The sequence below is a fragment of the Planktothrix agardhii genome (assembly GCF_904830935.1).
Taxonomy (GTDB): domain Bacteria; phylum Cyanobacteriota; class Cyanobacteriia; order Cyanobacteriales; family Microcoleaceae; genus Planktothrix; species Planktothrix agardhii.
The window spans coordinates 2,264,047-2,289,469 of sequence record NZ_LR882952.1; the positions used below are offsets into that span (position 1 = coordinate 2,264,047).

Below are 25,423 nucleotides of genomic sequence, written 5' to 3' on the forward strand. Positions count from 1 at the left end.
TTATGGCAGGGAACAGGGAACAGGGAACAGGGAACAGGGAGGAAAAGACTTTCTCAAAAGTGCATCATTTCCGGTTCCAAATAAGCCGCATCAATCCATTGTTGCATGGCTGGAAGTGACCAAATCATTTCAACATAAGCTTGTTCAACTTCTCCTAACTTGACATCATAAGTAACAAATCGAGAAATAACCGGGGCAAACATCGCATCTGCAATCGTAAAATTTCCGAATAAAAATTCACCATGAGAGCCATATTTTTCTCGACATTCCCGCCAAATTGCCGTGATCCGATCAATATCATTTTGTACATCCGGTTTCATACCTTCTCTGGGGTAACGAGTCCGACAATTCATCGGCATTTGTTGCCTTAAATTGATAAATCCGGCGTGCATTTCATAACTTATACAACGCGCATAAGTCCTGGCTTCTAAGTTTTGCGGCCATAAATCATGAATAAAATTTTCAGCAATATATTCACAAATGGCTAAGGATTCCCAAACCGTTAAATCTCCATCTAATAATACCGGAACTTTCCCCGATGGAGAATAGCGCCGGATTTGTTTGTAGGTGTTGGGATTGCCTAAATCAATCAAAATTTCAGAAAAATTAATTCCGGCTTGCTTCAGAAGAAACCAAGGACGCAATGACCAAGAAGAATAATTTTTACTGCCAATCACCAGAGTTAACTGTCCCATAATCTGGTAAATAAAAGTTAGGGTAATTATTGTCGTTTCAACAGATACCGAATTTTCGGCGAACTGCACTGATAAATCCTAAATCCTATCATTCCTCATTCCTATGATCACCGTAGCACTGCCTAAAGGCGCTTTATTCATAGATACAATTCGACTTCTGCAAGCCGTTGGACTTGATTTTAGTGCTTTTTTAGATCCCAGCAATCGACAACTGCAAATTTATGATCCCACCCAAACGGCCAAGGCATTATTAGTGCGGGCGCAAGATGTCCCGGTTTATGTGGAATATGGTCAAGCCCAGTTAGGTATTGTTGGTTATGATGTCCTGCGAGAGAAAAAGCCTCAAGTAGCTTCACTGGTTGATCTCAAGTTTGGAAAATGCCGGATGTCGGTTGCGGTTAAACAATCAAGTCCCTATCAAATTCCGGTAGAATTACCACCCCATAGTCGGGTCGCTTCCAAATTTGTCCACTGTGCCAGCGAGTATTTTGAGAGTTTGGATTTACCTGTAGAAATTATACCTCTCTACGGCTCCGTTGAATTGGGGCCGATTACGGGAATGTCTGAAGCCATTGTGGATTTAGTCTCTACGGGTAAAACATTACAGCAAAATGGATTAACGGAAATTGAGGTGTTATTTGAAAGTACGGCCTACTTAATTGCCCATCCCTTAAGTTATCGTTTAAATACGGGCGGACTGAAAGATTTAATTACTCAAATCCAAGCACAATTGATTAATGGTTAAAGCATAATCTTTTTGGATTTAACTATCTAAAGATGATAGGGTTTAGTCGTTGTTTCTTGAGCATTTGCCCTCAGCATTTGCTCAAAAACCTGGGCTTCTACGGGACGACTAAACCAATATCCCTGTAAACAATCGCAACCATGATCTCGCAAAAATTCTTGTTCGGCTTTAGTTTCTACTCCTTCTGCAATCACTCTCATTTTAATTTAAACTTGCTATAGATCCTAATCTCTTTGATTCAAAGAATGATAACTTTCGCCTAAATCTTCATCTTCTAACTCAAAATTAGTATCCGAATAAAGTTCCAAGCGTTGAATATTTCGTTCCCGTAACTGATGTAAATTTCTGCTATTTCCGGGTAAACGATTGGCTGCTCGGCGTTGCGATTCAGAAGTAGCAGGTTTGCGAGTAAAAGTTTTCCAAGCCACTCGAATTCCCGTAAAAATACCGCCCGTGGTAGATTGCAATTTTCTTGCTTGCAGTCTAGCACTATCTAAACCTTGATCGACTTGTTTAACCACTTGACCCACACTTTGTACCCCCTCGCTAACATCCTCAGTGAGTTCGGTAATTTCCAACCCCGTTAACCGAATTGATTCCAAAGTGGGAGGAAATTCCCGCGCCAGAGTATCTGCCAATTTTTCTACACTCCGAGCCGCCCTTGCAATAGCTTGCAAAGCAGGTAAAGCCACAATCACAACAGCAGTAAGGCTGACTGCAACAAAAAACAGTGACAGTCCAAGCCAAAATAAAGGTTCAGTCACTGGATTTCCATTAACAACAAAATATTTTCGTCCGTCACAATTAGTATAGCGATTTTCAGGGAAAATCCCCGATCCCTAGCGTTCTCCTGTGGTTTTTGAGGACTCAGAGATAGGTTTTTGGGCTTCAGGATTATAGAGGGTTTGTTGTTGTTGACTCGCTTCTAATCCAGCCGAAATCGCCTCTTTGAGACGAATCAAGGTTTCATCCCAATTGCGTAATGCAGATTCCGAAAGTCGATTAGCCTGCACTTGAACATTAGTAGATAGATCTTCTGCGAGTTCCGGTAAAGCCTCGGCCGATTTTTTAACTAACTGTCTGGTTTCTTTCCCCGAACGAGGAGCCACCAATAAACCGACTACCGTACCGACCACCGACCCCAAAACCAAACCCCCTAAAAACCGTCCTAAGCGTTGATTTGACATATTGAATCGCAGTACCAATTCCATCTATTTTAACAATTTTGTTCCTAGAGATTTGATTTTCTGGGTTTTCCTCCTTTTGGCCAGACCCTAACGGCCAAGGAAATTAACCCCAGAGCTTGTTCGAGTTGTTGTTGTTGTACCTGAAGTTGATGATATTTTTGTCGGAGTTTAGTAGTTCCCTGTTGTCCAGAATTAATAAACTTGGGGGCTTTCTCCAAAACAAAACGGGTGCGTTGTTCCATCAGGATTAACTTTTTTTCCAAACGATTAATTGTTAATGTCAACATCCAGATTTTTCTCGCTAAATATAAACACAGCAGAGAAATTAAAATATTAATGACAATAACGATAATAACCATTTTTCTAGGGATTATTGTTTAATATCCATCCGGCCCGATGGTGGTTTGATCACAGTTTGCATCGGATAAATTTGCCATTTTGGATCGGAATAAATTACATCCAGCTAATTGGGCATTTGTTAACTTGGCATTTTCCAAATTCGCATTACTCAAATCCGTATGTCTGAGGTCAGCTGACATTAGATTAGCACTCGATAAATCCGCCCCTTGTAAATTACAATAGCTTAAATTAGCACCCCTTAAATCAGCATGGCGAAGGTTGCATCGAAATAAGGTACTCCCTTGTAAATTCGATTCGGATAAATCCACTTGATAAAGTTGTGTATCCCCCAGTTGCGCCTCCTGAATTTGGGTTTTCTGTAAATTAGCGTAGCTGAGGTTGGAATAGGGTATATAAATCCGGTTTAAATTACTACCCGCCAAGCCAATTTCCTCCAGGTTGGCTTCAAATAGATCTGAATCACTTAAATCAATAGCGCCAAAGTCCCGTTTACCCTGACTGTATAAAGCGAGTAATTCCTCTGAACTAATTTTCTGCATTGTTTATCAAAAATGGGAGCAAAAAGACCCGCACCATAAGGAACTTTGGTGTCGGGAGGATGTCAACTATCAAGCCACGAAACCCAAACTACCTCAAAAATTGAGGCGGTTGGAAAAACAGGGAAAATATTTTTGCCTAACCTCTGTCTACTTTAAAACCTAGTCCGAAATAGCCATGCTGTGTTAACAATTTTTTTTGTTTCTATCGGAGGTTACAGGTCATGGCGTTAATAGATTCAGCGATTCGGGGGAAGGAGGGTAAAATTGAATCAGGGGAACACCAAGCCCGAAAAATCGTACACTAGAAAATTGTGTTCTCAAGCGATGGAGATAACGAAGGTTATCAGAAAAATGGGTTTAAAACCACGTCGTTTTACGACGGCTTTAATTGTAAACCTTTGTTGCAATATCAGCCAATTTTGTGCTGAAATATATAGCATGATAATTAAAAATATGGCGAAAAATCATTGTTTAGCTAAGTCTATTAATGACGCATCTTGGTATCAGTTTCGGATCTGGATTGAATATTTTGGTAAAGTATTTGAAAGAGTCACGGTGGCGGTAAATCCGCAATATACCAGCTCATATTGCTCTAGCTGTGGTGAAATTGTTAAGAAAACGCTATCTACTAGAACTCATGTTTGTAGGTGCGGTTGTGCAATGGATAGAGATGAAAATGCAGCTAGAAATATCCTTAGTCGAGGATTGAGTACCGTAGGGCTTATGGGAACTTTCATGCTAGACATGAGCAACGCTTTGGGAGAATCGACCTCTACTCGGGCTGGAGGAATCCTGTTCGAGCAAGTTGGCTCTGTGAACAAAGAATCCCCACGCCTTTAGGCACCGGGAGTGTCAATATGGCATCGTTGTTGTATATTCCCTAACTATTCCGATAACCATTAATGTGTTGACATTAATATTGCTGTGAGTGTAATGCAGTTAGAACAGTCTCAAAGTCAGTCAATTCCAATTATATTGGACAGTTTACCCGATCTACCGTTTGGTGAAAAAGGCCAGGTCGTGAGCCTGTCGAACGGATGTCCACGTCGCGCCCGCTTAGAAATTGATTTAATGTTACTGGCGATTGAAGCCTTGTATCTGGGGGGGGCAGAATATATGCTGGTCGTGATCTCAGAACTGGATTTACAAACGGTCATCCCCAATCGGGTAGAATTGTGGCGAATCCGCAGTACCAACCCGTTACGCCGATTTAGCCAGCGTCGGGCGCTGAGTCTGTTAGAAGCCAAAGCCCTAGTCGTGATTATCTCTAACCTGGGAAGACGGTTAACGGCCAGAATTCGGCAGTTACTCATGGATTATGAAGCCCTAACCCAAAAACAAATTCCGATTGAACGACATTTACAATTGTCCAACTACTTAACCCAATTTCGGGCGCATTTCCGCAGTCGGATGAATCCCCGGCGGGCGTTGGTGATGACCTATAGTTCCGATGAAAAGTTAAACGAGTTAGGGATACGTTTGTTAGAGAAACTGCTTTTTTGTACAGGGACGGCTGGAATGCAGCGATTTTGGATTAGTTTGTTTGATGGAGAATTCTCATGACGATTGAACGTCAATACAGTTTACCGAACTGCAAACTAATTTTGCAGGGTTACAACACCGGAAGCGATGGTAAATCCGATGGACGGGCTAGTTTAAATGTTCTGATGAATGCAGAATGTCATTTTGTCGGCTATCCCCAGCCCATCACCGGAGGACGGGAGTTTTTTGAGAGTTTAGTTCGACAGGTTAGTCGCTATGTTCAAGGGTTCCTAAGTGGACTCAGAGCCCCGGAATCCTTCCGTCAGCAACCGGAGTTAGTTGAGTTACATTCAATTGCGGGAGAATTACATCAATTAACCGTTCATCACCCCCCCCAGGAAAAGTCTTCGGATGAAGTTTCCTTAGCTGCTGCGCCGCCAGTTCAGGTCAATTTGACCACGGTACAATTATTTGATTTGGTGGAAGCGGTGGATCAATTTTTGGCCGATAGCCAGACTTTACCCGAACTGTCTATCCAGTTACAACCCCTGTCTAAACGTTATCTCAAACCGGAACAGCCTATTGCTCAAAGGGCGGTTCCAGCAGCAATTGGGATATCGAGTCTAGCCTTAACCGCTTTGGCGTTGTTTGCTTTACCGATTCCCGATATTAAACGACCCGAAGACCCGAAACTGCAACCGCAAACCCAAAGCTCAACGGTTCCTACACCAACAGCCATTCCCCCCCAAGGGTCTTCTCCCCAAACAACCGTACCGCAATCTTTACCCCCTAATCTTTCCAGTCCTCCCCCGATTACCAATCCCCAAGAACTTAAGGATTTAAAAGCTCAATTAATTGAAAAGCTCACTCAAGCCTGGATACCGACAGCATCGGTAAAAACTCCCTTAATCTATCGGGTGAGCGTGGCCAAAGATGGGGCAATTGTGGGTTATAAGTCTTTGAACCCGGAACTAGGAACGGAAACGAAACAAACACCACTGCCGGATTTATTGTATAAACCTGTAGGAAGTCGTCAAACCAATGAGCCTTTGGCCGATTTCAAGGTGACGTTTAATCCTGATGGGAATTTAGAGGTGAGTAATTTAGCGAGTAACACCGAGGCGAATCCCCAAACTTCCCCCAAAACCCCCGCCTCCAATTAAGGAGACCGATTTATGACCCAATCTGCAAAGCCCCGCCCCAAACCTTCCCAGCCCTCCCCTCGCCGATTTCGAGGCTTCTTATTCTTTGGGACGATGGTGTTTAATCTCCTACTTTTGGGGGTGGGTTCCTCTATTGCTTGGTTGGTGGGAATGGCCGTGGCTCAGGTCTATCCGAATTCGAGTTCTGAGGTTCCGTTGACGCAGCAATTGCTCAATCAATTTCAGCATCAGGGTTCCCAGGGAATAGTCCCGCCGCCAATGGTTAGTCCTCCGGCTCCGCAACCGATTCCCGCACCCAGTCAACGGTTAACTGACCCCCAACGTCAACAACTGCGGATACAGTTACAGCAGTTACAGGGACAGTTAAATACCTTGATTGGACGGACGGCGGCCGTAGAAAGTCAATTGGGAGCCAGTCGTCCCACGGAACCCCTGGAGGAACGTTTACAAATTCTGGAACAGCAATTGGCTTCTGCACCCCCGATTTCAGGTTCAGGAAGTAATAAACCTGCTCCGCCACCTATTTCAGCCACGCCTGAACGTCGTCAAAGTTCTAATACCCTGGTGGTGACTTTTCCCAGTGATGTGTTGTTTGATGTGGGTAGTACAATTTTACGTCCCGGGGCTAACGTGATTTTAGATACGATTATTGCTGATATTAAAACCTATAAGGGTTCTGCTGTTAGGGTTATGGGTCATACGGATAATCAAGGCAGTTCTCAACAAAATTTAGATTTATCCTTTAGTCGCGCAGAAGCGGTGATGAAATATTTATCCGAGGCGATTGGTACAGAATACCACTGGGCCGCAATTGGATACGGGGCAAATCGTCCCGCAGTTAATAATAATTCTGCAAATAATCGACAACTAAACCATCGAATTGAAGTAGCCATTACCCCATAAATCAGTCATCAGTTATCAGTTATCAGTTATCAGTTTAAGAGTTATCAGTTTAAGAGTTAAGTAATTAACTAATAAAACCAAAACCCAAAACCCAAAACCCAAAACCCATTACCTGTTCCCTGTTCCCTGTTCCCTGAAATGAAAATCATTTTTTTTGGTACGCCTGAATTTGCCGTTCCGAGTTTAGAAAGATTATTGGCCGACCCTGAATTTGAAGTTTTGGCGGTGGTGACTCAACCGGATAAACGCCGAGGTCGGGGAAGTCAATTAACCCCTTCTCCGGTGAAAATGTTGGCTCAAACCCATGAATTATCGGTTTGGCAACCCAAGCGGGTGAAAAAAGATCAAAACACCTTAAAACTGTTGCGAGAGGCTCAGGCGGATGTTTTTGTGGTGGTGGCCTATGGACAAATTTTGTCCCAGGAAATTCTGGAGATGCCTCGGTTGGGATGTGTGAATGGTCATGGCTCCATTCTCCCCAAATATCGGGGTGCGGCTCCGATTCAATGGTGTTTATATCACGGGGAAACTGAAACAGGAATGACCTCGATGTTGATGGATGCGGGGATGGATACCGGGCCGATGTTGTTAAAAGTAGTGACACCCATTGGACTATTAGAAAATGCCACGGATTTAGGACAAAGGTTAGGCCAATTGGGGGCGAATTTATTAGTAGAAACTTTAATTAAATTAGACCGAGGAGAAATTGTAGCTATTCCTCAAGATAATACTTTGGCGACCTATGCTCCCTTAATTAAAGATGACGATTATGATTTAGACTGGAGTAAATCTGCGATCGCTTTACATAACCAAATTCGAGCTTTTCACTCTAACTGTATAACATCATTTCAAGAAAAACCCTTAAAAGTTTGTGCTACTGTTCCTTTAGCACCGGAATATCATCCTCAATTTCCCCCGGAATACCAAAATTTGTTACAACAATGGCCAAATTTATCTCAACTTTCAGGACAACCCGGAGAGGTAGTTGCCCTGATTAAGCGTTTTGGGCTAGTAATACAAACAGGTGAGGGATTATTATTACTCACCCAAGTCCAATTGGCGGGTAAACGGATGCAGTCCGCTTGGGATTTTGTAAATGGAACCCGTCTGGCGGTGGGGGAAATTTTAGGGTAGAATTGTTTTGGAGATTAAAATAATAGGGATTTGGGATGCTATTGTCATAACAGAAAAGGATTAGTCCGACTTTTCGCACTTAACCAACGCCTTTTCTTATTTTCTTTTGAGTATGATTAAAACAGAGCAGCAAAATTAACAACAACTACTCAGCAAATTATGGAGATGGTTGGTCAAGTCCCAGAAGAAAAATTTCAAATTATCCTAACAGGAGATATTGCCTATGTTCGTTTACCCGAACGATTGAGTATTTTAGAAGCGGTTTCTTTTAAAAGCACTTTTCAGAATGTTATTTCTCTTAGTCCTCCGCCTAAAAAAATTATTCTTGATTTTAGCCAAACTATATTTATTGATAGTAGTGGCATTGGGGCTCTGATTAGTAACCTGAAAACCACAAAAGCTAAGGGAATTGAGTTGGTTTTAAAATCCGTTGGTTCTCAGGTAATGGCGGTTTTTTCCCTGACGTCTCTTGACGAGGTATTAACCATTGAACCTCCTAGTGCGGACGATAAACTCAAGGATAAAACCAGAGGGGAACATAGTCTTCCCGTGACCCATCCTTCTGTGCGGTCTTGGCTGAAGCGATTAATTGATATAACGGGTGCTATTGTTGGTTTAAGTATTTCATCGGTATTAGCGGTTCCAATTATTATTGCGATTCGTTTAGATAGTCCGGGGCCAATTTTCTTTGGTCAGGTGCGTTGTGGTTGGATGGGAAAACGATTCCGTATTTGGAAGTTCCGGTCTATGTGTACCAATGCTGAAGCCTTAAAAGATAAAATTCCTAATCAAGCAAAAGGAGCGATTTTTAAGAATGATAATGACCCTAGAATTACAAAAGTAGGTCAGATTTTGCGGCGAACAAGTTTAGATGAGTTACCACAATTTTGGAATGTTTTAACCGGGGAAATGAGTTTAGTTGGAACCCGCCCACCGACACCTGATGAGGTAGAACGTTATGAAGTTCCTCAATGGCAACGATTAGATGTTAAACCAGGGATGACGGGGGAATGGCAGGTTAATGGTCGTTCTCAGGTTAAAAATTTTGAGGATATTATTCGTTTAGATTTAAAATATCAAGAAAATTGGAGTTTGATGTACGATATGAAGTTGATTGTTAAAACTATCATGGTTGTATTCAATAGAAATAGCGGTGCTATGTAGGGAACTGATGAGTAATGCAGCACTACTAGCACAATCAAATCTTCAGGTAAAAACCGCTTTAACCGCCTTAGAGGAGGTGTTATTTTGGTTTGACAAAATTGCCGCTGATTTTCTACCTGATGGTATTTTGCATCAGTGTCAAATTGCTTTGACGGAGGGATTTACTAACGCTGTCCGTCATGCTCATTGCGCTTTACCTGAAACAACACCCATTGAGTTAGAAATTAGGATATTTTCCCCCTGGATTGAAATAAAAATTTGGGACAGGGGGGAACCCTTTAACTTAGAAAAAGCCTTGGAGTCTGTACTTGAAATGCACACTGACCCCTTAGAGCATGAAGGAGGTAGAGGACTGATTTTTATGTCTAAATTAATGGATGAATTATATTATATACGATTAGAAGATCATCGCAATTGTTTAGTGATGAGAAAACAGATTTAATTACGAATTACGAATTACGAATGGGATAAGATTTGTTTGGGTTATTGATTGTGCCCGTAGCCTCCGCCACTGGGAGTTTCAATTACAAAAATATCGTTGATATTCATTTCTACTGTTGCGGTACTTTCTAAGTTTTCTACAGTGCCATTATCACGAATAATATAATTTTTACCCACTAACCCAGGTTGTCCACCATTTAATCCAAAGGGGGGAATAATGCGGTGTTCTGATAAAATTCCGGCGGTCATGGTTGCTAAGAATCTAACTTTTCTGATTATACCATTTCCGCCTTTGAATTTTCCTAAACCCCCACTATTTTCTCGGATACTAAATTCTTCTAATAATACTGGATAACGCCATTCTAATACTTCCGGGTCAGTTAAACGGGAGTTAGTCATGTGAGTATGTACCGCATCGGTTCCATGATAATTAATTCCCGCACCCGACCCGCCACAAATGGTTTCATAATATTGATAATTTTGATTTCCAAAGGTAAAGTTATTCATCGTTCCTTGGGATGCCGACATCACGTTTAAAGCCCCATATAAGGCATCAACAATAACTTGAGAGGTTTCCACATTTCCCGCAACTACAGCCGCCGGATAACCGGGGTTTAAAAAACAACCGTCAGGAATAATAATTTCTAAGGGTTTCAAACATCCCGCATTTAAGGGAATATTATCATCAACTAAGGTTCTAAATACATATAAAACCGCAGCTTTACAAATAGATTTTGGAGCATTAAAATTAGTAGGGAGTTGGGGAGAAGTTCCGGTAAAATCAATTTTAGCACTACGGTTATTTTTATTAATTTTAATATTAACTTTAATTATTCCCCCATTATCCATTTCATAACTAAATTCACCATCTGTTAATACATTAATGGCTCTACGCACCGATATTTCCGCATTATCCTGAACAAACTGCATATAGGTTTTAACAGTATTTAACCCATAATATTCAACCATTGTCAAAAGTTCTTGAACACCTTTTTCATTGGCTGCAATTTGAGCTTGTAAATCGGCAATATTGGTGGCTGGATTTCGGGCGGGATAGTTTCCAGATGTTAATAAATTCAGGAGTTCTGTTTCTAAAAAATCACCTTCTTTAACTAATTGAACATTATCAATTAAAATTCCTTCTTGTTCAATATTTGTACTATTCGGTGGCATTGAACCCGGTGTTATTCCCCCAATATCCGCTTGATGTCCCCGGGAAGCAACATAAAATAAAATAGCAGGATTTTCCTGATTATTTCCCCCCTTTATTAAGGGGTTCTCCTGATTATTTCCCCCCATTACTAAGGAGTTCTCCTGATTATTTCCCCCCATTACTAAGGAGTTCTCCTGATTATTTCCCCCCATTACTAAGGGGGGGCTAGGGGGGGTAAAAACCGGAGTAATTACAGTAACATCTGGTAAATGTGTTCCCCCATTATAGGGATTATTTAATAAATAAACATCCCCAGGTTTAAGGGTTTCACCTTTTGCAGCAATTAAACTTTCAATACTGTCACCCATTGACCCCAAATGGACAGGAATATGGGGCGCATTTGCTACTAATTGACCGTTTTGATCAAAAATGGCACAGGAGAAATCAAGCCGCTCTTTAATATTAACAGAACTTGCGGTATTTTGCAAGGTAATTCCCATTTGTTCGGCAATAAATTGAAATAGATTTTTAAATATTTCTAATTTTACAGGGTCAGCTTTTAATCCCCCCTGTCCCCCCCTTAGCAATGGGGAGTGAGATGTTTTTTGTGCACTTCCTTTTCTGGGTAAAGGAGGGTGAGACGTTTGTTGATTTTCCTGGAAAGATAAAGACAAATTAGAAATTTCTTCCTCACCTTCCCCTCTTAACAAGGGGGGGGTTAACTTCAAGATTAAATAATTTTTTGCTGTTAATTCTGCTTGCCAACCGGGTTCAATAATATTCGTACCAATAGATTCTATAATCATAGCGGGGCCGTTGATAATATCTTCAGGTTGTAAATCATTTCTTGGGAAAATGGGGGTATTTTGCCATTGATTATTGGTATATATAGAAACCGTTGCGATAGGTTTTGGAGGTGTGGTTCGAGTTCGGGTTAATATGGGTTCTTCAGGAGTATCCATTTGTTGAATAATTTCAATATTAATTGATTCAACGATTAAGTTTTTTTTCAGTTTAATAAATCCGTAGCGGGTTTGATGTTGTTGTTCAAATTGTTGGGTTAAAGTCATTAACACGGAATTGTAATAATTAACCTCTCTTTCTCCCCCCTTACTAAGGGGGGTAGGGGGGGTCAAATTAACCGACAATATAGAATCTGTACCCTCATATTTAAGATTGAGTTTAAGAATTATTACTATTTTTGATTCTGGATGTTCTAATTCTGCTTTTGCTTCCGTTTCTAACTCTAAAAAGCTGGCTTCTAACTCAGAAATTAAATTTCCAGTTAATAGTTTTTCTATGGCTTTTTCTCGTAATATTCTCACATCGGCTAACCCCATCCCATAAGCCGATAAAACTCCAGCGTAGGGATGAATAAAGATCTGTTTAATTCCTAATGTATTGGCTATTAAACAAGCGTGTTGACCGCCTGCACCGCCAAAACAACAAAGGGTATAATTAGAAATATCATAACCCCGTTGTAGGGATATTTTTTTAATGGCATTTGCCATATTTTCAACCGCAATAGTAATAAATCCTGTGGCGACTTCTTCCGGTGTGCGGTTATCGACCGTTTGGGTTTGAATTTCTATTGCTAATTCCCTAAATTTTTGGCGAACAATTTCAGCATCTAAGGGCAAATCGCCGTTTTTTCCAAATACTTTCGGAAAGAATTGGGGCTGAATTTTCCCTAACATGACATTAGCATCCGTAACCGTTAACGGCCCGCTATTGCGATAACAAGCTGGCCCAGGATTTGCGCCTGCTGACTCTGGCCCAACCCGATATCTTGACCCGTCAAACCTTAAAATTGAACCTCCTCCCGCCGCGACGGTATGAATAGCCATCATCGGAGTTCGCATTCTCACCCCGGCGATTTCGGTTTCAAATTGTCGTTCATATTCGCCGTTAAAATGGGCGACGTCGGTGGATGTTCCGCCCATATCGAAAGTAATAATATTCTGAAATCCGGCTTTTAAACTGGTTTGAACTGCGCCAACAATTCCTCCGGCTGGCCCTGATAATATACTATCTTTTCCTTGGAATTTTTGGGCATTGGTTAAGCCACCATTAGATTGCATAAACATTAATTTTATGGGGTTTAACCCCCCCTTGCCCCCCCTTGCTAATGGGGGGATAGAGTTATCATTTTTTTCAATAGTTTCTAATTTTTCAATAGTTTCTAACTCTAATTCTTCTTTTATTCCTCCCCCCCTTACCAGGGGGGGGACTGAGGGGGGGTGACAATTTAATTGAGACGCAACTTGATTAATATAACGTTTTAAAATTGGAGATAAATAAGCATCAATAACGGTGGTATCGCCTCGGCTGACTAATTTCATTAACGGACTAACTTGATGGGAAACGGAAATTTGAGTAAAGCCGATTTCTTGGGCTAAGGCGGCGATTTGTTGTTCGTGTTGGGGATAGCGATAACCGTGCATTAAAACAATGGCACAGCTTCTAATTCCGGTTTGATAAACTTGTTGTAATTGAGGTTTTAATATTGCTAAATTAACGGGGTTTAATTCTTCTCCTTGGGCAGTATAACGTTCTTCAACTTCTATGACTTTTTCATAGAGCATTTCGGGTAAAATAATCTGACGGGCGAAGATATCGGGGCGATTTTGATAGCCAATTCTTAACGCATCTTTGAAGCCTTTGGTTATAATTAATAAAGTGCAATCGCCTTTTCGTTCTAATAAGGCATTGGTGGCAACGGTGGTTCCCATTTTCACTTCAGAAATTAATTCACTGGGAATCAGTTGATGGGGGGATAATTCTAATATTTCTCGGATGCCTTGAATCACTGCATCGGAATAACGTTCGGGATTTTCTGATAATAATTTATGGGTGATTAATGTGCCATCGGGTTTGCGGGCAACAATATCGGTGAATGTGCCTCCTCGGTCAATCCAAAATTGATAGGTTTTAGCGTTGGGTTGGGGTGTGGAAATCATAATCAACTTTTCTCTTGTCACCAGTTTGCCACTATTCTATGACAAATTAAGGTTAGTTTCAAATCAATAATAAAGGAATCAACCCATGAATACCAACAAAAATAACGGTCTGTCTACTCGTACTAAGATTTGGATGGGAGTGGGAGCTTATATTTTAACTACCGGATTGGGCACCGTGGCGAATGCTGCTACACCTCAATCCCCATCTAATTCTATTCAAGAAATTGCCTCTGGAATTTCAACTTCTGGGGATACTTTCACCTCGTCTGAGATGTTACAAGCGTCTACTGACGGCTACACAGATGGTACAACAGATGATGATAAAGGAGATGAAAGTGGTGAAGGTGGTGAAGGTGGAGAAGGCTAAAATCCGATGATTTTTTGTATCGCAGATGTTCTCACACCCGAAGAATTAGAAACAACTTTGACGCTACTGCAACAAGCTGAGTTTATAGATGGTAAAACAACTGCTGGTCGGTACGTCAAATCAGTTAAAAATAATCAACAAATCAAAACCGATACCGAGATTACTTCTGAACTGAGAAATATTGTTCTCGAAGCTTTAAAACGTAACGAACTGTTTCAAGTAGCGGCACGTCCTAAAATAATCCGCCCGATTATTTTCAGTCGTTATGATGTGGGAATGTATTATGGTTCCCATTTTGATAATGCGATTATGGGGGATGAATCTATCTCTCGAACTGATGTTTCATTAACTCTATTTCTCTCTGACCCTAACACCTATCAAGGGGGAGAATTAGTGATTGAAACTTCACTAGGGGAACAGAGTTTTAAGTTAGATGCAGGTTCGGCAATTGTTTATCCGTCTTCGACTTTGCACCGCGTGGAAACGGTGACTGAAGGGACTCGGTGGGCGGCGGTTACTTGGATTCAAAGTTTAATTCGTGACCCATCTCAACGAGAAATATTGTTTGATTTAGATACCGCCCGGAGAAGTATTTTTCAACAATATGGCAAAACTATAGAATTTGACTTGATTGCCAAAAGTCATGCAAATTTATTGCGAAAATGGGCCGATATTTAACCCAAACTCAATTAAAACGTAGGGACGTTTTATCAAACGTCTCTACACATCAGGGCTTGATTCTCAAATTATCGCATATTTTCGATTATAGATAGGGTTGCCATATTATGATTCTTGAGCTAATATTCAATTTTGATAGCGTCATATTCTTGTTCAGTTAATACAAATTCTGGGTCTGTTATTTTTACTTCTTCATAAGTTAGTTCGTAAAGTTTGTAAACTAAATTATCTATTTTTTGTTCTAATTCTGATACATCTGCCTTAACATCTTTTTTCTTTTTTTTCAATATCTCATCTACTAATTTTATTACTGGTTGTTGATAATTACCAAAGTTTTTTGGAATAGGAAAAGTAGCTAACTCATTAACTTTAAATTGAGGAAATATCCCTCTTTGTAGTTTACCAAACTTATGAGCAAACCAATAAGATATTAATTTACTGTTGAAAATTCCTAAAATTAACATCGGATTTTCTTGAAGATTAATAATATTCATTGAGTTTCTATCATTTAAAATAATTTCTTGAGTAAAACAAGCATTGATAGAATAGGGTAAAGGGGAAGGTATTTGTCTGACTAAAATTCGAGGAGTCGAAAATAAAGAAAAATCTTTTCTTGGAGAAGCTAAGTTATCACCATATTTTAAATATTCGCCACTCCAGCCTAAATAATAACGACAAACATCTTTACCATCTAAATATTTAATATAATCATCATTGATTTTAGTGGTACTATGATAAACTCTATTTTCTTTGATTTCTTCTGTTTGTGGAGGGTTCCCTTTTCCTCTTTCATAAGCTTGTAAACCTGCTTTAACATCAGCAATTGTTTTTATTTGAATTGATTGTAATTCAATTTTTTCTAATAAACTAAGTGATTCAGTATTCTTAAAAGCTTCAATATTAATAATATAATCTTTTTGCTGTAAAAAATAATTAGTTTTTGTTTCAAAAATAGAATAAAAATTATCTGTATATTCAAATAATTCAATAGATTTATTTTGTTGAGATTTTTCAAACAGTATAATTGAACTATCTACATCAGCACTTTCAAAAACCTTAGCATAAAAGTTGACTATTTTTAGATGAGAATTATCTAAAATAAATTTTCTTAAGTTTTTATTACTACTAATAGTTAGCCAGTTATTCGGTGTTATATAATCAAGTAAACCTTTATTTTTCAAAAGATTGTACCCTTTCTCAATAAACAAAGGATATAAATTAAGTTGATATTCTGTGACTTGATAGTGCTTTGGATAATATTCTTTATCAGCTTGAGTTATCCCTTTACTTTTGCTATCTCTAGCGAATACATAAGGAGGATTTCCAATCACAATATCAAAACCCATAGAAGAATTTTGTTGTATCTCTATTTCTAAAAGTTGTTGTTTAATAATTACAATTTGACTTTGAACAATATTAGCCTGTAAATGACATAAATGAATATTAATATTATGTTGACTTAAATGTAAATTAATAGCATCAATTTGAGCATTTAAAGCATTAATTTGTTTATTAGTAGTGGCTACTTCTGGACTATCTTTATCTCCTGCAAATAAATAGGGATTCATCACCTCTGGAAAATCCAATTTCCAATCAAAGAAATGAAGCGGTAACTCTGGTTTAGTTTTCAGTTTATTTAATTGAGTAATAGTATTTTTCCAGCCAATAGTTTGTAAATATATTTTAGTTTGCTTAGTTAATGTTTGACCTGTGCTAGTCAGTTTAGTTTTCATACCTTTACTTTTAACCATTAACTCCAGTTGGCTTATCAGCAAATCAATTTTCAGATTGCGGATATCAGCAGCTAATTTTTTCTTATCACTATCAGGACTAAAAAACTCTTTTTGTTCTTGAATTATTTGTTTTAATATTTCTTCAGGCTTGAAAACATCAACAAAAATATTTCCTTGTTTACTACCTTTCATTTCCCAATCAATATCAATAATATCATCCCCCAACTTACTCACCAAACTATTACCCACCACAATCTTATAATCCAGATTAGGTAACGCTTTCGGTTCAGGTTCATCTACAATTAAACTCAGCCAGAAACGTAGTCTAGCAATATCCACCGCACCGCGTTCAATATCTACACCATAGATACTATTTTGAATAATATTTAGCTTCACACCCGAAGCATTAAAATTAGTTGTATTGCCAAATTCAAAAGTATGCAGCGTTTGTTTAGCCGTAAATATTTCGTGCAATAAACCCATCGGAAAAGCCCCCGAACCAATAGCCGGATCACAAATTTTCACCCTATCTAAAGCCTGATTAAATTCAGCAGAATACTGTTTTATTAACTTCTGATCCTGATCATCTAAATTCTTTTTAAGCAACTTCTCAATTAATATCCGGTCTATTTGTTTATTGTTACTAAATTTATCAAAACCAACATCATTAATAATATCATAACCCTGATTTTCAAACCAAGTAGTTAGATATTCAATCAAACTTTCCTGACACATATAATGCACAATCTCTTTAGGCGTATAATAAGCGCCTTTATCTTTATTATCTTCTAGTAAATTCTCAAAAATATGTCCCAACATTTCAGGATCAACTGCTACAGTATGATCATTTGGATCATCTTCATAAATGGTAAAATTGTATTGATCAAAAAAGTTAAAAAGATTTTTAAACAAGTTAGTATCAAAAATTAAGTTACGATGATTCTTGTTTTCTTCTTCAAATAAACCACCATTCAAAAAAGGGATTCTACAAGGTTTACCTGCTACCAATTCAATTAAATCATCCGGGCGTTTGGTGTTGAGGGTATCAAAAAATAAAACCGATAAAAAATCCTGATAAAAAAGTTCTGGATGGGCAAAACTTTCAAACTGATTAGTTAAAAAGTTATGATCACCTTTTCCCCAACTTTCATTTTTAGGAACACCCAACCAGCCTTTTTTCTGGATGAAATATAAAAACACAATCCGCCCCAATAATTTCTTATTAAAATCACGGATAGCTTTTTCATCACCATTAAAAATAGTTTGGTAAATACCAGGTTCTGAAACCATATATTGACAAAAAATATCATAATGTTTTTTATATTCATCAAAAAACGTCTTAGAAAGTTTCTCGACTGAGAAAGATTCTTTCACATCATCTAAAGTGACTTTACTCCCTTTTTTAATAATACGTTCAAACCGTTCAACAGCCGTTCTTATACTTTCACCTTCGCCTAATAAATAGGTGTAGCGTTTAGGTTCAGTTTTGATTTTTATAGATTCCCCTTCTGCATCATAACCCGTTAATTCGGAAACATAACTAAAACGCCAATTTGCACTTTCTGGACGATGATAAGCAATAAAAGCAGCATCAATATTTTGCCAATATTTACGCAATAAATTTATTAATCCTACCCGATTACGTTCTAAGATAATATCCGGTGCCAGCGTTACTTCATACACCCCAATCTGTCGTTCAATGCCATTTTCATCTAATAGAATATAGCCCAATTTTTGCACCTGAGAAGCTACATTAATATCAATACCAGTAAGAGTTTCGGGAGTTGATAATAACTGAGCATTAGCAAAGGTTTCGCCTAGAAATTGTTTCCATTTGGCTTGATTGTAACGTTGATTGAATATATCTTGAATTTGTGGTTGTGTCATAATTTTTTTAAGGTAATTTTGATTAAAGTGTTTTCTTCGCTATTTGTGAAAAACTTTGTTGACATATAGCAATCCTATTTGAGTTGTGTTCAAAAGTCCTAGGCAAAAGGGAACACCGGAACAGCCCCCCCAAACCCTTCGTGCACGGGGGGCTAGGGGGGGGGAGGGAACAGGGTAATACTTCTGGCTGTTTCATGTCAGTATTAAAATATTACCACCTATTTAGGATTGCTATAGTTTTCAATCTTGCCCTAAATTCTGCTTAGATTCATGCTCAAACCAATTAATTAACTGTTTAATTGTTAAATCTTGAATGGGAATATTTTCGGCTTGAGATACCTGTTTTAAAGGCTTTAATGAAGAAATCACTAATTGACTAAAAAAATTATGAAAATTACTATCTAATTCTAATTTTTCTTTAAAACTATCATCATTTTTAACCCAGGATTGAACTTGTTCTGGTTTAATATTTTCAATTTTTATATCTTCATTTTTAGCAATTTCCTTCAAACACCGTAACGCATAAATCGCTAACCGCGTTGAAAACTTCTCCTTAGAAGATAATAACGCTGCATCCACTTGAATTGCCTCGTCCTCAGTTAAAAAATCCATAGTTTTACTTAATTATTTATATAGACCAGTCACGGTAGCACCATTAAGACAAAGATTGATGCAGAAAACCAGATGATGAAGCCTTTTCTTCCGGTGTTTCCTCCCCCCCTAGCCCCCCGTGCACGGGGGGTTAGGGGGGGGCTGTTCCCTATTCCCTCCTATTATTAAATAGCCACAACGATGTTCACCATTAACAATCCAATGGGTTCTTTCTACTGTACAATCTTCTAAGATTTCCCCAAACATTTCTAACTCATGACCGCAAACACTGGGAAAAGATTCCGCCACATTAGAAATAGCACAATGATGTTCAGTTAATATATAACGTTCATGATTATTAGTATCCAATGGTTCCGACTCCAGTAAATACCATTCGGCCATATAGCCTTCAGTTTTCCTTAATTCCACTAATTTTTCCACCCGTTCTTTTAACGAACCCTTGCCAACTTTTTCCCGATATTCTATGGCTTTTCGTTGCCATTGTTTGTGTAAAATTTGACTCACCTGTTCATGTCCGACGGTTTGCGTTAAAGTATCCAGAAAGGAAATCGCAAACTCATCATAACGGTTAGGAAAATGTTCCCGTCCTTGAGTTGTGAGTTCATAAACGTGCTGAGGGCGTCCCATCCCCACCTGCACCGAGTTGTAGGCAATTAAACCCTCCATTTCCAAATCTTTGAGATGGCGACGAATTGCTTGGGGACTGATATCAAGGGTTTCTGCTAACTCCTGGGCCGTCGCCTGTGCTTGTTTCAGGAGGAGTTGCAGAATATCGTGTTTTGTGGACTGGTGTTGAGTGGTGGCCATCTTCTTAACAAAAATTAATGAATTTGGACTTTGACAATACACTTATTGTTAATGTAGCCTAAAATAGACTTAAGTAACAAATCTGTTGCTTAAGTCTACAGCCTACCACCCGTCTGTCATCCGTTGAGAACCATCGAAAACTAAATTTAACCTTATGAGTGCTTCCGTTAAAACCCTGGTCAACCAACCGTACAAATACGGCTTTGTCACCGATATTGAGTCAGACACCATACCCCGTGGACTCAGTGAGGATGTTGTCCGCCTGATTTCAGCTAAAAAAAACGAGCCAGAATTCATGCTCAACTTCCGTTTACGAGCCTATAAGCAATGGCTAAAAATGGCAGAACCCACCTGGCCTCATGTCAACTATCCGGCCATTGATTATCAATCTATTATCTACTATTCCGCGCCCAAAGTTGAACAGAAAAAAACCAGTTTAGACGAAGTTGACCCGACTTTATTAGAAACCTTTGAAAAATTAGGCATTCCTTTAAACGAACAAAAACGCCTGTCTAATGTAGCCGTTGATGCGGTTTTTGATAGTGTTTCTATTGCCACCACCTTTAAAGAAAAATTAGCTGAAGATGGGGTAATTTTCTGTTCTATTTCTGAAGCAGTTAAAGAACATCCTGAACTGATTGAAAAATATTTAGGTAGTGTGGTTCCCGTTGCCGATAATTTCTTCGCCGCCTTAAATTCTGCCGTGTTTAGTGATGGGTCATTTGTTTATATTCCGAAAGGGGTACAATGTCCGATGGATTTGTCTACCTATTTTCGGATTAATAATGGAGATTCTGGACAGTTTGAACGCACCTTAATTGTAGCAGAAGCAGGCAGTTCTGTCACCTATTTAGAAGGTTGTACCGCCCCGATGTTTGACACGAATCAACTGCATGCGGCTGTGGTAGAATTGGTAACTTTAGATAATGCGGAAATCAAATATTCAACGGTGCAAAATTGGTACGCCGGAGATGAAGAAGGCAAGGGCGGAATTTACAACTTTGTCACCAAACGAGGATTATGTAAAGGAGTCAATTCTAAGATTTCTTGGACACAGGTAGAAACCGGGTCTGCTATTACTTGGAAATATCCCAGTTGTCTATTAGTTGGGGATAATTCCGTAGGAGAATTTTATTCTGTTGCGCTGACTAATAATAAACAACAAGCAGACACGGGAACCAAAATGATTCATATTGGTAAAAATACCCGCAGCACGATTATTTCTAAAGGAATTTCTGCCGGGAAATCCTCCAATAGTTATCGCGGTTTAGTTAAAATGGGGCCGAAAGCGGCAGGCGCGAGAAACTATTCTCAATGTGATTCTATGTTAATCGGAGATAGGGCGCAAGCTAATACTTTTCCCTATATTCAAGTGGAAAATAATAGTGCCAAAGTTGAACACGAAGCCTCTACTTCTAAAATAGGAGAAGACCAACTTTTCTATTTTTCTCAACGGGGCATTTCTGCTGAAGATGCTATATCAATGATGATTAGCGGTTTCTGTAAAGATGTGTTCAGTAAATTACCGATGGAATTTGCCGTCGAAGCTGATAAATTATTGAGCTTGAAATTAGAAGGAACTGTTGGTTAATCATTACCTTTCCCCCTCGCTTCCCTCGTTTCTAGGTTCTACCTAGAAATGAAAACTAGAGGCTCTGCCTCTAGTCAAAAAAGGAGGCGGAGCCTCCTAAACACATTCCCTGGTAGAACCAGGGAATGAGGGAAAAAAATCATTCCCTTCCCCCTCGTTTCTAGGTTCTACCTAGAAATGAAAACTAGAGGCTCTGCCTCTAGTCAAAAAAGGAGGCGGAGCCTCCTAAATACATTCCCTGGTAGAACCAGGGAACGAGGGAAAAAAGTCCTAAATCTAACAACATAAAACCATGATTAAAGAAAACAGCGAAATTATTCTATCCGTTAAAAATTTAACGGCTAATATTGAAGATAAGGAAATCCTTAAAGGCTTTAATTTAGAAGTAAAAGCCGGAGAGATTCATGCTATTATGGGTTTAAATGGTTCGGGAAAAAGCACTTTTTCTAAGGTTTTAAGCGGACATCCCAGCTACCAAGTCACCGGAGGAGAAATTAGTTTTTTAGGTCAAAATTTATTAGAATTAGCACCGGAAGAACGAGCTTTAGCGGGTATTTTCTTAGCGTTTCAATATCCGATTGAAATTCCGGGGGTGAGTAATTTAGACTTTTTGAGGGTTGCCTATAATGCCCATCAAAAACATAAAGGAATTGAAGAATTAGATGCCTTTGATTTTGATGAATTAGTCCGAGAAAAACTAGATATTGTGAAAATGCGGGATGAATTTTTAGAACGCAGTGTTAATGAAGGTTTTTCTGGAGGTGAGAAAAAACGCAATGAAATTTTACAAATGGCGTTATTAGAACCAAAATTAGCGATTTTAGATGAAACAGATTCTGGTTTAGATATTGATGCGTTGCGAATTGTCGCCAGTGGAGTCAATCAATTAGCCAATGAAAATAACGCTCTATTATTGATTACCCATTATCAACGGTTATTAGATTATATTGTACCGGATTTTGTTCATGTTGTATCGGATGGACGAATTATTAAAACCGGGACAAAAGAACTGGCTTTAGAATTGGAAGAACAGGGTTATGATGATGTTGTTTCTGCGTCCATGGTGGGGGTTTAATGAATAATATTACCATCACAGAAAAACAGGAAGTGTCCTATTTAAACCATCTGTTAGAACAAATTCAAGGAGGACTTTCTGAGCCTTCGCTTCCCTCTCAAATTTCCGTTCAATTGCAACAGATTCGAGATCATGCTTTAACTTGGATTAAGGAATTAGAAATCCCAACAAAACGGGATGAAGAATGGCGGTTTACCGATTTATCTCCTTTATTAGCCAATCGTTTTAAAATGGCTAATTTTGTTCAGTTAGAAAATCAAGCGATCGCTTCTTTAATTCTACCCGAATCTGAACATAAACGGATAGTATTTGTTAATGGAATTTATGCCCCCCATCTCTCTGATATTACAGAAATTCCCGATGGTATTTTTATTGGGAATTTAGCAGAACTTCCCGAACAATTTAGAGATCGTCTTCCTGACTATCTCAGTCAACAACAGGGAAATCAAGACGTTTTTGCCACCCTCAATTCCACCGGATTAAAGGATGCGGCTGTCCTTTGGGTTGACAAAAATAAAATTCTTGAAGACCCGATTCATTTATTATTTATTGGCCTACCGGATAATATCCCGGTGATCAATCAACCCCGCACCTTAATTGTAGCAGAAACTGGCAGTTCAATAACCTTGATTGAACATTATGCCACGGCGGACATTTTTGGATGTTCTGATCAGGTAAAAGTTCAACCCTATTTTACCAATGCGGTAACAGAAATCTACCTAGAAGAAAACGCTCAAGTCAATCATACCAGGCTACAACGGGGATCTGGATCTGCATTTCATATTGGTAAAAACGCGGTTTTTCAAGCTCGAAATAGTCGCTATACTTGCCATGCAATTAGTTTAGGATCTAAACTATCTCGCCATAATTTAGAGGTTTATCAACGGGGAGAAGGGACGGAAACAACCCTGAATGGATTAACCTTAATTGGAAGTGAACAGTTAGCTGATACCCACAGTTCTATGATGCTGAATCATCAACATGGTACATTTAATCAAGTTCATAAATGTATTATTGACGACAAGGCACATGGAATTTTTAATGGTAAAGTATTTGTACCACAAACGGCACAGTTTACTAATGCTAATCAACTGAGTCGGAATTTATTGCTATCTTCAAAAGGAAGAATAGACACTAAACCCCAGTTAGAAATTGTGGCGGATAATGTTAAATGTTCTCACGGTGCTACCGTCAGTCAATTAGAAGCAGATGAAGTCTTCTATTTGCGGAGTCGGGGGTTAAGTGAACAGATGAGTCGTCACCTCTTAATTGATGCTTTTGCAGCAGAAATTTTAGGCAAATTACCATCAGAAACATTAACCCAAGTTTTATCCCGTTGCGTTTCCTGTCGCACTGACTTCAGTTAACCGTTGTTGGGTTTTAACCCACTCTTTTTAGGGTACAAGCCCAACAACGAAAGGATTTATTAATTTGATTAAAGGATATTCAAAATTATGTTAACTCAAGAAAAAACCCTGGCTGAAATTGTTCGTCAAGATTTCCCTATTTTGCATCAGGAAGTCAACGGTCATCCTTTAGTCTATTTAGATAATGCGGCAACTTCTCAGAAACCCTTAGCGGTCTTAAATGCCCTGCAAGACTATTATCAAAATTATAATTCTAATGTGCATCGAGGGGTTCATGCGTTAAGTGCAAAAGCGACGGATACCTACGAAGCCGCCCGGTTGAAAGTTGCCCAATTTATTAAGGCTAAATCCTATAAAGAAATTGTTTATACCCGCAATGCCAGTGAAGCTATTAATATTGTAGCCTATTCTTGGGGATTAAATACCTTAAAAACCGGAGATGAAATTATTCTCAGTGTTATGGAACATCATAGTAATTTAGTTCCTTGGCAAATGGTCGCAAAAAAAACCGGAGCGGTGATTAAATTTGTCGAGTTAACAGAAACTCAAGAATTTGATTTAGAACAATTTAAAACCCTAATTTCTGACAAGACTAAATTAGTTTCGGTTGTGCATATTTCTAATACATTAGGTTGTATTAATCCCATTGAAGAAATTACTCAAATTGCTCATAAATACGGCGCAAAAGTATTAATTGATGCCTGCCAAAGTGCGCCCCACACCGCCCTAGATGTGCAGAAAATTGATTGTGATTGGTTAGTGGCATCGGGTCATAAAATGTGCGCTCCTACGGGTATCGGATTTTTATATGGCAAATTAGAGGTATTAGAAGCCATGCCACCGTTTTTTGGGGGAGGAGAAATGATTGATGAAGTGTTTTTAGATCATTTCACGGTGGGAGCATTACCCCATAAATTTGAAGCGGGAACTCCGGCGATTGGAGAAGCAATTGCTTTGGGTGCGGCTATTGATTATTTAACATTAATTGGTATGGATAAAATAGAAGATTATGAGCATGAATTAACCGCCTATTTATTTGAAAGATTGCGAGAAATTCCCGAATTAAAACTTTATGGCCCCCAACCCAATGCTAAGGGAGAAGGGAGAGCCGCCTTAGCTTCTTTTAGCGTGGATGGGATTCATGCCAATGATTTATCAACTATGTTAGATGATGCCGGGGTTGCTATTCGTTCAGGACATCATTGTACCCAACCCTTACATCGTTATTTAGGCTTAAATTCTAGCGCCAGAGCGAGTTTGTATTTCTACAATACTAAACAAGAAATTGATGTTTTTATTGTAGCATTAAAAGATGCGATCGCATTTTTTAAAGAAATAATGAGTTAGTACATAGTTTGAGAATTAACGGGGAATATTGAT

General features: G+C 38.9%; 23 protein-coding genes and 1 pseudogene. 14 read left to right on the plus strand and 10 right to left on the minus strand.

Features of this window, described 5'->3' with window-relative positions; translation table 11 throughout:
• Positions 1 to 53: 53 nt before the first annotated feature.
• Positions 54 to 764 carry a glutathione S-transferase family protein gene (locus tag NMG88_RS10470; protein WP_227350976.1) on the minus strand — a complete coding sequence of 237 codons (711 nt, stop codon included), beginning with the start codon at positions 762 to 764 and terminating at the stop codon, positions 54 to 56.
• 34 nt (positions 765 to 798) lie between these two features.
• On the opposite strand from NMG88_RS10470, the gene hisG reads away from it, so the two are divergent.
• Complete coding sequence (gene hisG, locus NMG88_RS10475; RefSeq protein WP_042155421.1) at positions 799 to 1,440, plus strand: ATP phosphoribosyltransferase; 642 nt, start codon at positions 799 to 801, stop codon at positions 1,438 to 1,440.
• A gap of 26 nt (positions 1,441 to 1,466) precedes the next feature.
• On the opposite strand, the gene NMG88_RS10480 is transcribed toward hisG, so the two are convergent.
• The 5 genes from NMG88_RS10480 to NMG88_RS10500 all read right to left on the minus strand — a co-directional run bounded on the left by NMG88_RS10480 (position 1,467) and on the right by NMG88_RS10500 (position 3,526).
• On the minus strand, positions 1,467 to 1,640 hold the full coding sequence (locus NMG88_RS10480) for an EAL domain-containing protein (RefSeq protein WP_081846405.1): 174 nt from the start codon (positions 1,638 to 1,640) through the stop codon (positions 1,467 to 1,469).
• A gap of 24 nt (positions 1,641 to 1,664) precedes the next feature.
• On the minus strand, positions 1,665 to 2,204 hold the full coding sequence (locus NMG88_RS10485; protein WP_042155419.1) for a DUF948 domain-containing protein: 540 nt from the start codon (positions 2,202 to 2,204) through the stop codon (positions 1,665 to 1,667).
• A gap of 75 nt (positions 2,205 to 2,279) precedes the next feature.
• The gene (locus NMG88_RS10490) at positions 2,280 to 2,627 is read right to left on the minus strand and encodes a YtxH domain-containing protein (protein ID WP_026788537.1); all 348 of its coding nucleotides are present in this window, start codon (positions 2,625 to 2,627) and stop codon (positions 2,280 to 2,282) included.
• Positions 2,628 to 2,671: 44 nt separating this feature from the next.
• Positions 2,672 to 2,986: a hypothetical protein gene (locus tag NMG88_RS10495; protein ID WP_026788536.1), complete on the minus strand. Its 315-nt coding sequence runs from the start codon at positions 2,984 to 2,986 to the stop codon at positions 2,672 to 2,674.
• A gap of 18 nt (positions 2,987 to 3,004) precedes the next feature.
• Positions 3,005 to 3,526, minus strand: coding sequence for a pentapeptide repeat-containing protein (locus tag NMG88_RS10500; protein WP_026794891.1), 522 nt, complete (start codon positions 3,524 to 3,526; stop codon positions 3,005 to 3,007).
• A 444-nt stretch (positions 3,527 to 3,970) separates the two neighbouring features.
• Here NMG88_RS10500 and NMG88_RS10505 point away from each other — a divergent pair.
• From NMG88_RS10505 to NMG88_RS10535, 7 genes and pseudogenes are all read left to right on the plus strand, one after another.
• A pseudogene (locus NMG88_RS10505) lies at positions 3,971 to 4,366 on the plus strand (RNA-guided endonuclease InsQ/TnpB family protein); the annotation flags it as partial.
• A 93-nt stretch (positions 4,367 to 4,459) separates the two neighbouring features.
• Positions 4,460 to 5,089 carry a DUF3038 domain-containing protein gene (locus NMG88_RS10510; protein WP_254032430.1) on the plus strand — a complete coding sequence of 210 codons (630 nt, stop codon included), beginning with the start codon at positions 4,460 to 4,462 and terminating at the stop codon, positions 5,087 to 5,089.
• Positions 5,086 to 6,171 carry a DUF4335 domain-containing protein gene (locus NMG88_RS10515; RefSeq protein ID WP_235751774.1) on the plus strand — a complete coding sequence of 362 codons (1,086 nt, stop codon included), beginning with the start codon at positions 5,086 to 5,088 and terminating at the stop codon, positions 6,169 to 6,171. The genes NMG88_RS10510 and NMG88_RS10515 overlap by 4 nt, the downstream gene beginning before the upstream one ends.
• 12 nt (positions 6,172 to 6,183) lie before the next feature.
• Entirely contained in the window at positions 6,184 to 7,074 is an 891-nt protein-coding gene (locus NMG88_RS10520; protein ID WP_227350975.1) for an OmpA family protein, read from the plus strand.
• 138 nt (positions 7,075 to 7,212) lie between these two features.
• A complete protein-coding gene (fmt, locus tag NMG88_RS10525) occupies positions 7,213 to 8,208 on the plus strand; it encodes a methionyl-tRNA formyltransferase (protein WP_042155412.1) in 996 nt (331 codons plus the stop codon).
• Positions 8,209 to 8,373: 165 nt separating this feature from the next.
• Positions 8,374 to 9,372: a sugar transferase gene (locus NMG88_RS10530; RefSeq protein WP_026796939.1), complete on the plus strand. Its 999-nt coding sequence runs from the start codon at positions 8,374 to 8,376 to the stop codon at positions 9,370 to 9,372.
• Between the two features lie 7 nt (positions 9,373 to 9,379).
• Positions 9,380 to 9,814, plus strand: a complete 435-nt coding sequence (locus tag NMG88_RS10535; protein WP_026788529.1) for an ATP-binding protein — start codon at positions 9,380 to 9,382, stop codon at positions 9,812 to 9,814.
• Positions 9,815 to 9,855: 41 nt separating this feature from the next.
• Here NMG88_RS10535 and NMG88_RS10540 read toward each other — a convergent pair whose 3' ends face one another.
• Positions 9,856 to 13,926, minus strand: a complete 4,071-nt coding sequence (locus NMG88_RS10540; RefSeq protein WP_227397943.1) for a hydantoinase B/oxoprolinase family protein — start codon at positions 13,924 to 13,926, stop codon at positions 9,856 to 9,858.
• A gap of 85 nt (positions 13,927 to 14,011) precedes the next feature.
• On the opposite strand from NMG88_RS10540, the gene NMG88_RS10545 reads away from it, so the two are divergent.
• Together NMG88_RS10545 and NMG88_RS10550 are read left to right on the plus strand one after the other, a co-directional pair.
• Positions 14,012 to 14,293 (plus strand): hypothetical protein, encoded by a 282-nt coding sequence (locus NMG88_RS10545; RefSeq protein WP_227365180.1) that lies wholly within the window; start codon positions 14,012 to 14,014, stop codon positions 14,291 to 14,293.
• A gap of 6 nt (positions 14,294 to 14,299) precedes the next feature.
• Complete coding sequence (locus tag NMG88_RS10550) at positions 14,300 to 14,971, plus strand: Fe2+-dependent dioxygenase (RefSeq protein WP_042155406.1); 672 nt, start codon at positions 14,300 to 14,302, stop codon at positions 14,969 to 14,971.
• Between the two features lie 119 nt (positions 14,972 to 15,090).
• Here NMG88_RS10550 and NMG88_RS10555 read toward each other — a convergent pair whose 3' ends face one another.
• The 3 genes from NMG88_RS10555 to sufR form a co-directional block, all read right to left on the minus strand.
• Positions 15,091 to 18,591, minus strand: coding sequence for an Eco57I restriction-modification methylase domain-containing protein (locus tag NMG88_RS10555; RefSeq protein ID WP_254035407.1), 3,501 nt, complete (start codon positions 18,589 to 18,591; stop codon positions 15,091 to 15,093).
• Between the two features lie 240 nt (positions 18,592 to 18,831).
• Entirely contained in the window at positions 18,832 to 19,203 is a 372-nt protein-coding gene (locus tag NMG88_RS10560) for a hypothetical protein (protein WP_235751771.1), read from the minus strand.
• 108 nt (positions 19,204 to 19,311) lie between these two features.
• Complete coding sequence (gene sufR, locus NMG88_RS10565) at positions 19,312 to 20,010, minus strand: iron-sulfur cluster biosynthesis transcriptional regulator SufR (protein ID WP_227365184.1); 699 nt, start codon at positions 20,008 to 20,010, stop codon at positions 19,312 to 19,314.
• 154 nt (positions 20,011 to 20,164) lie between these two features.
• On the opposite strand from sufR, the gene sufB reads away from it, so the two are divergent.
• The 4 genes from sufB to NMG88_RS10585 all read left to right on the plus strand — a co-directional run bounded on the left by sufB (position 20,165) and on the right by NMG88_RS10585 (position 25,390).
• On the plus strand, positions 20,165 to 21,601 hold the full coding sequence (gene sufB, locus NMG88_RS10570) for a Fe-S cluster assembly protein SufB (RefSeq protein WP_026788521.1): 1,437 nt from the start codon (positions 20,165 to 20,167) through the stop codon (positions 21,599 to 21,601).
• Positions 21,602 to 21,893: 292 nt separating this feature from the next.
• On the plus strand, positions 21,894 to 22,676 hold the full coding sequence (sufC, locus tag NMG88_RS10575; protein ID WP_026796932.1) for a Fe-S cluster assembly ATPase SufC: 783 nt from the start codon (positions 21,894 to 21,896) through the stop codon (positions 22,674 to 22,676).
• On the plus strand, positions 22,676 to 24,043 hold the full coding sequence (sufD, locus tag NMG88_RS10580; protein ID WP_042155396.1) for a Fe-S cluster assembly protein SufD: 1,368 nt from the start codon (positions 22,676 to 22,678) through the stop codon (positions 24,041 to 24,043). The genes sufC and sufD overlap by 1 nt, the downstream gene beginning before the upstream one ends.
• An 84-nt stretch (positions 24,044 to 24,127) precedes the next feature.
• The gene (locus NMG88_RS10585) at positions 24,128 to 25,390 is read left to right on the plus strand and encodes a SufS family cysteine desulfurase (protein ID WP_278047060.1); all 1,263 of its coding nucleotides are present in this window, start codon (positions 24,128 to 24,130) and stop codon (positions 25,388 to 25,390) included.
• Positions 25,391 to 25,423 lie beyond the last annotated feature (33 nt).

What these genes read in the sequence shown, in the direction of transcription:
- hisG (WP_042155421.1), top strand. Translation starts at nt 799, where the DNA reads ATGATCACCGTAGCACTGCCTAAAGGCGCTTTATTCATAGATACAATT.
- NMG88_RS10480 (WP_081846405.1), bottom strand. Translation starts at nt 1,640, where the DNA reads ATGAGAGTGATTGCAGAAGGAGTAGAAACTAAAGCCGAACAAGAATTT.
- NMG88_RS10490 (WP_026788537.1), bottom strand. Translation starts at nt 2,627, where the DNA reads ATGTCAAATCAACGCTTAGGACGGTTTTTAGGGGGTTTGGTTTTGGGG.
- NMG88_RS10495 (WP_026788536.1), bottom strand. Translation starts at nt 2,986, where the DNA reads ATGGTTATTATCGTTATTGTCATTAATATTTTAATTTCTCTGCTGTGT.
- NMG88_RS10500 (WP_026794891.1), bottom strand. Translation starts at nt 3,526, where the DNA reads ATGCAGAAAATTAGTTCAGAGGAATTACTCGCTTTATACAGTCAGGGT.
- NMG88_RS10510 (WP_254032430.1), top strand. Translation starts at nt 4,460, where the DNA reads ATGCAGTTAGAACAGTCTCAAAGTCAGTCAATTCCAATTATATTGGAC.
- NMG88_RS10515 (WP_235751774.1), top strand. Translation starts at nt 5,086, where the DNA reads ATGACGATTGAACGTCAATACAGTTTACCGAACTGCAAACTAATTTTG.
- NMG88_RS10520 (WP_227350975.1), top strand. Translation starts at nt 6,184, where the DNA reads ATGACCCAATCTGCAAAGCCCCGCCCCAAACCTTCCCAGCCCTCCCCT.
- fmt (WP_042155412.1), top strand. Translation starts at nt 7,213, where the DNA reads ATGAAAATCATTTTTTTTGGTACGCCTGAATTTGCCGTTCCGAGTTTA.
- NMG88_RS10530 (WP_026796939.1), top strand. Translation starts at nt 8,374, where the DNA reads ATGGTTGGTCAAGTCCCAGAAGAAAAATTTCAAATTATCCTAACAGGA.
- NMG88_RS10535 (WP_026788529.1), top strand. Translation starts at nt 9,380, where the DNA reads ATGAGTAATGCAGCACTACTAGCACAATCAAATCTTCAGGTAAAAACC.
- NMG88_RS10540 (WP_227397943.1), bottom strand. Translation starts at nt 13,926, where the DNA reads ATGATTTCCACACCCCAACCCAACGCTAAAACCTATCAATTTTGGATT.
- NMG88_RS10545 (WP_227365180.1), top strand. Translation starts at nt 14,012, where the DNA reads ATGAATACCAACAAAAATAACGGTCTGTCTACTCGTACTAAGATTTGG.
- NMG88_RS10550 (WP_042155406.1), top strand. Translation starts at nt 14,300, where the DNA reads ATGATTTTTTGTATCGCAGATGTTCTCACACCCGAAGAATTAGAAACA.
- NMG88_RS10555 (WP_254035407.1), bottom strand. Translation starts at nt 18,591, where the DNA reads ATGACACAACCACAAATTCAAGATATATTCAATCAACGTTACAATCAA.
- NMG88_RS10560 (WP_235751771.1), bottom strand. Translation starts at nt 19,203, where the DNA reads ATGGATTTTTTAACTGAGGACGAGGCAATTCAAGTGGATGCAGCGTTA.
- sufR (WP_227365184.1), bottom strand. Translation starts at nt 20,010, where the DNA reads ATGGCCACCACTCAACACCAGTCCACAAAACACGATATTCTGCAACTC.
- sufB (WP_026788521.1), top strand. Translation starts at nt 20,165, where the DNA reads ATGAGTGCTTCCGTTAAAACCCTGGTCAACCAACCGTACAAATACGGC.
- sufC (WP_026796932.1), top strand. Translation starts at nt 21,894, where the DNA reads ATGATTAAAGAAAACAGCGAAATTATTCTATCCGTTAAAAATTTAACG.
- sufD (WP_042155396.1), top strand. Translation starts at nt 22,676, where the DNA reads ATGAATAATATTACCATCACAGAAAAACAGGAAGTGTCCTATTTAAAC.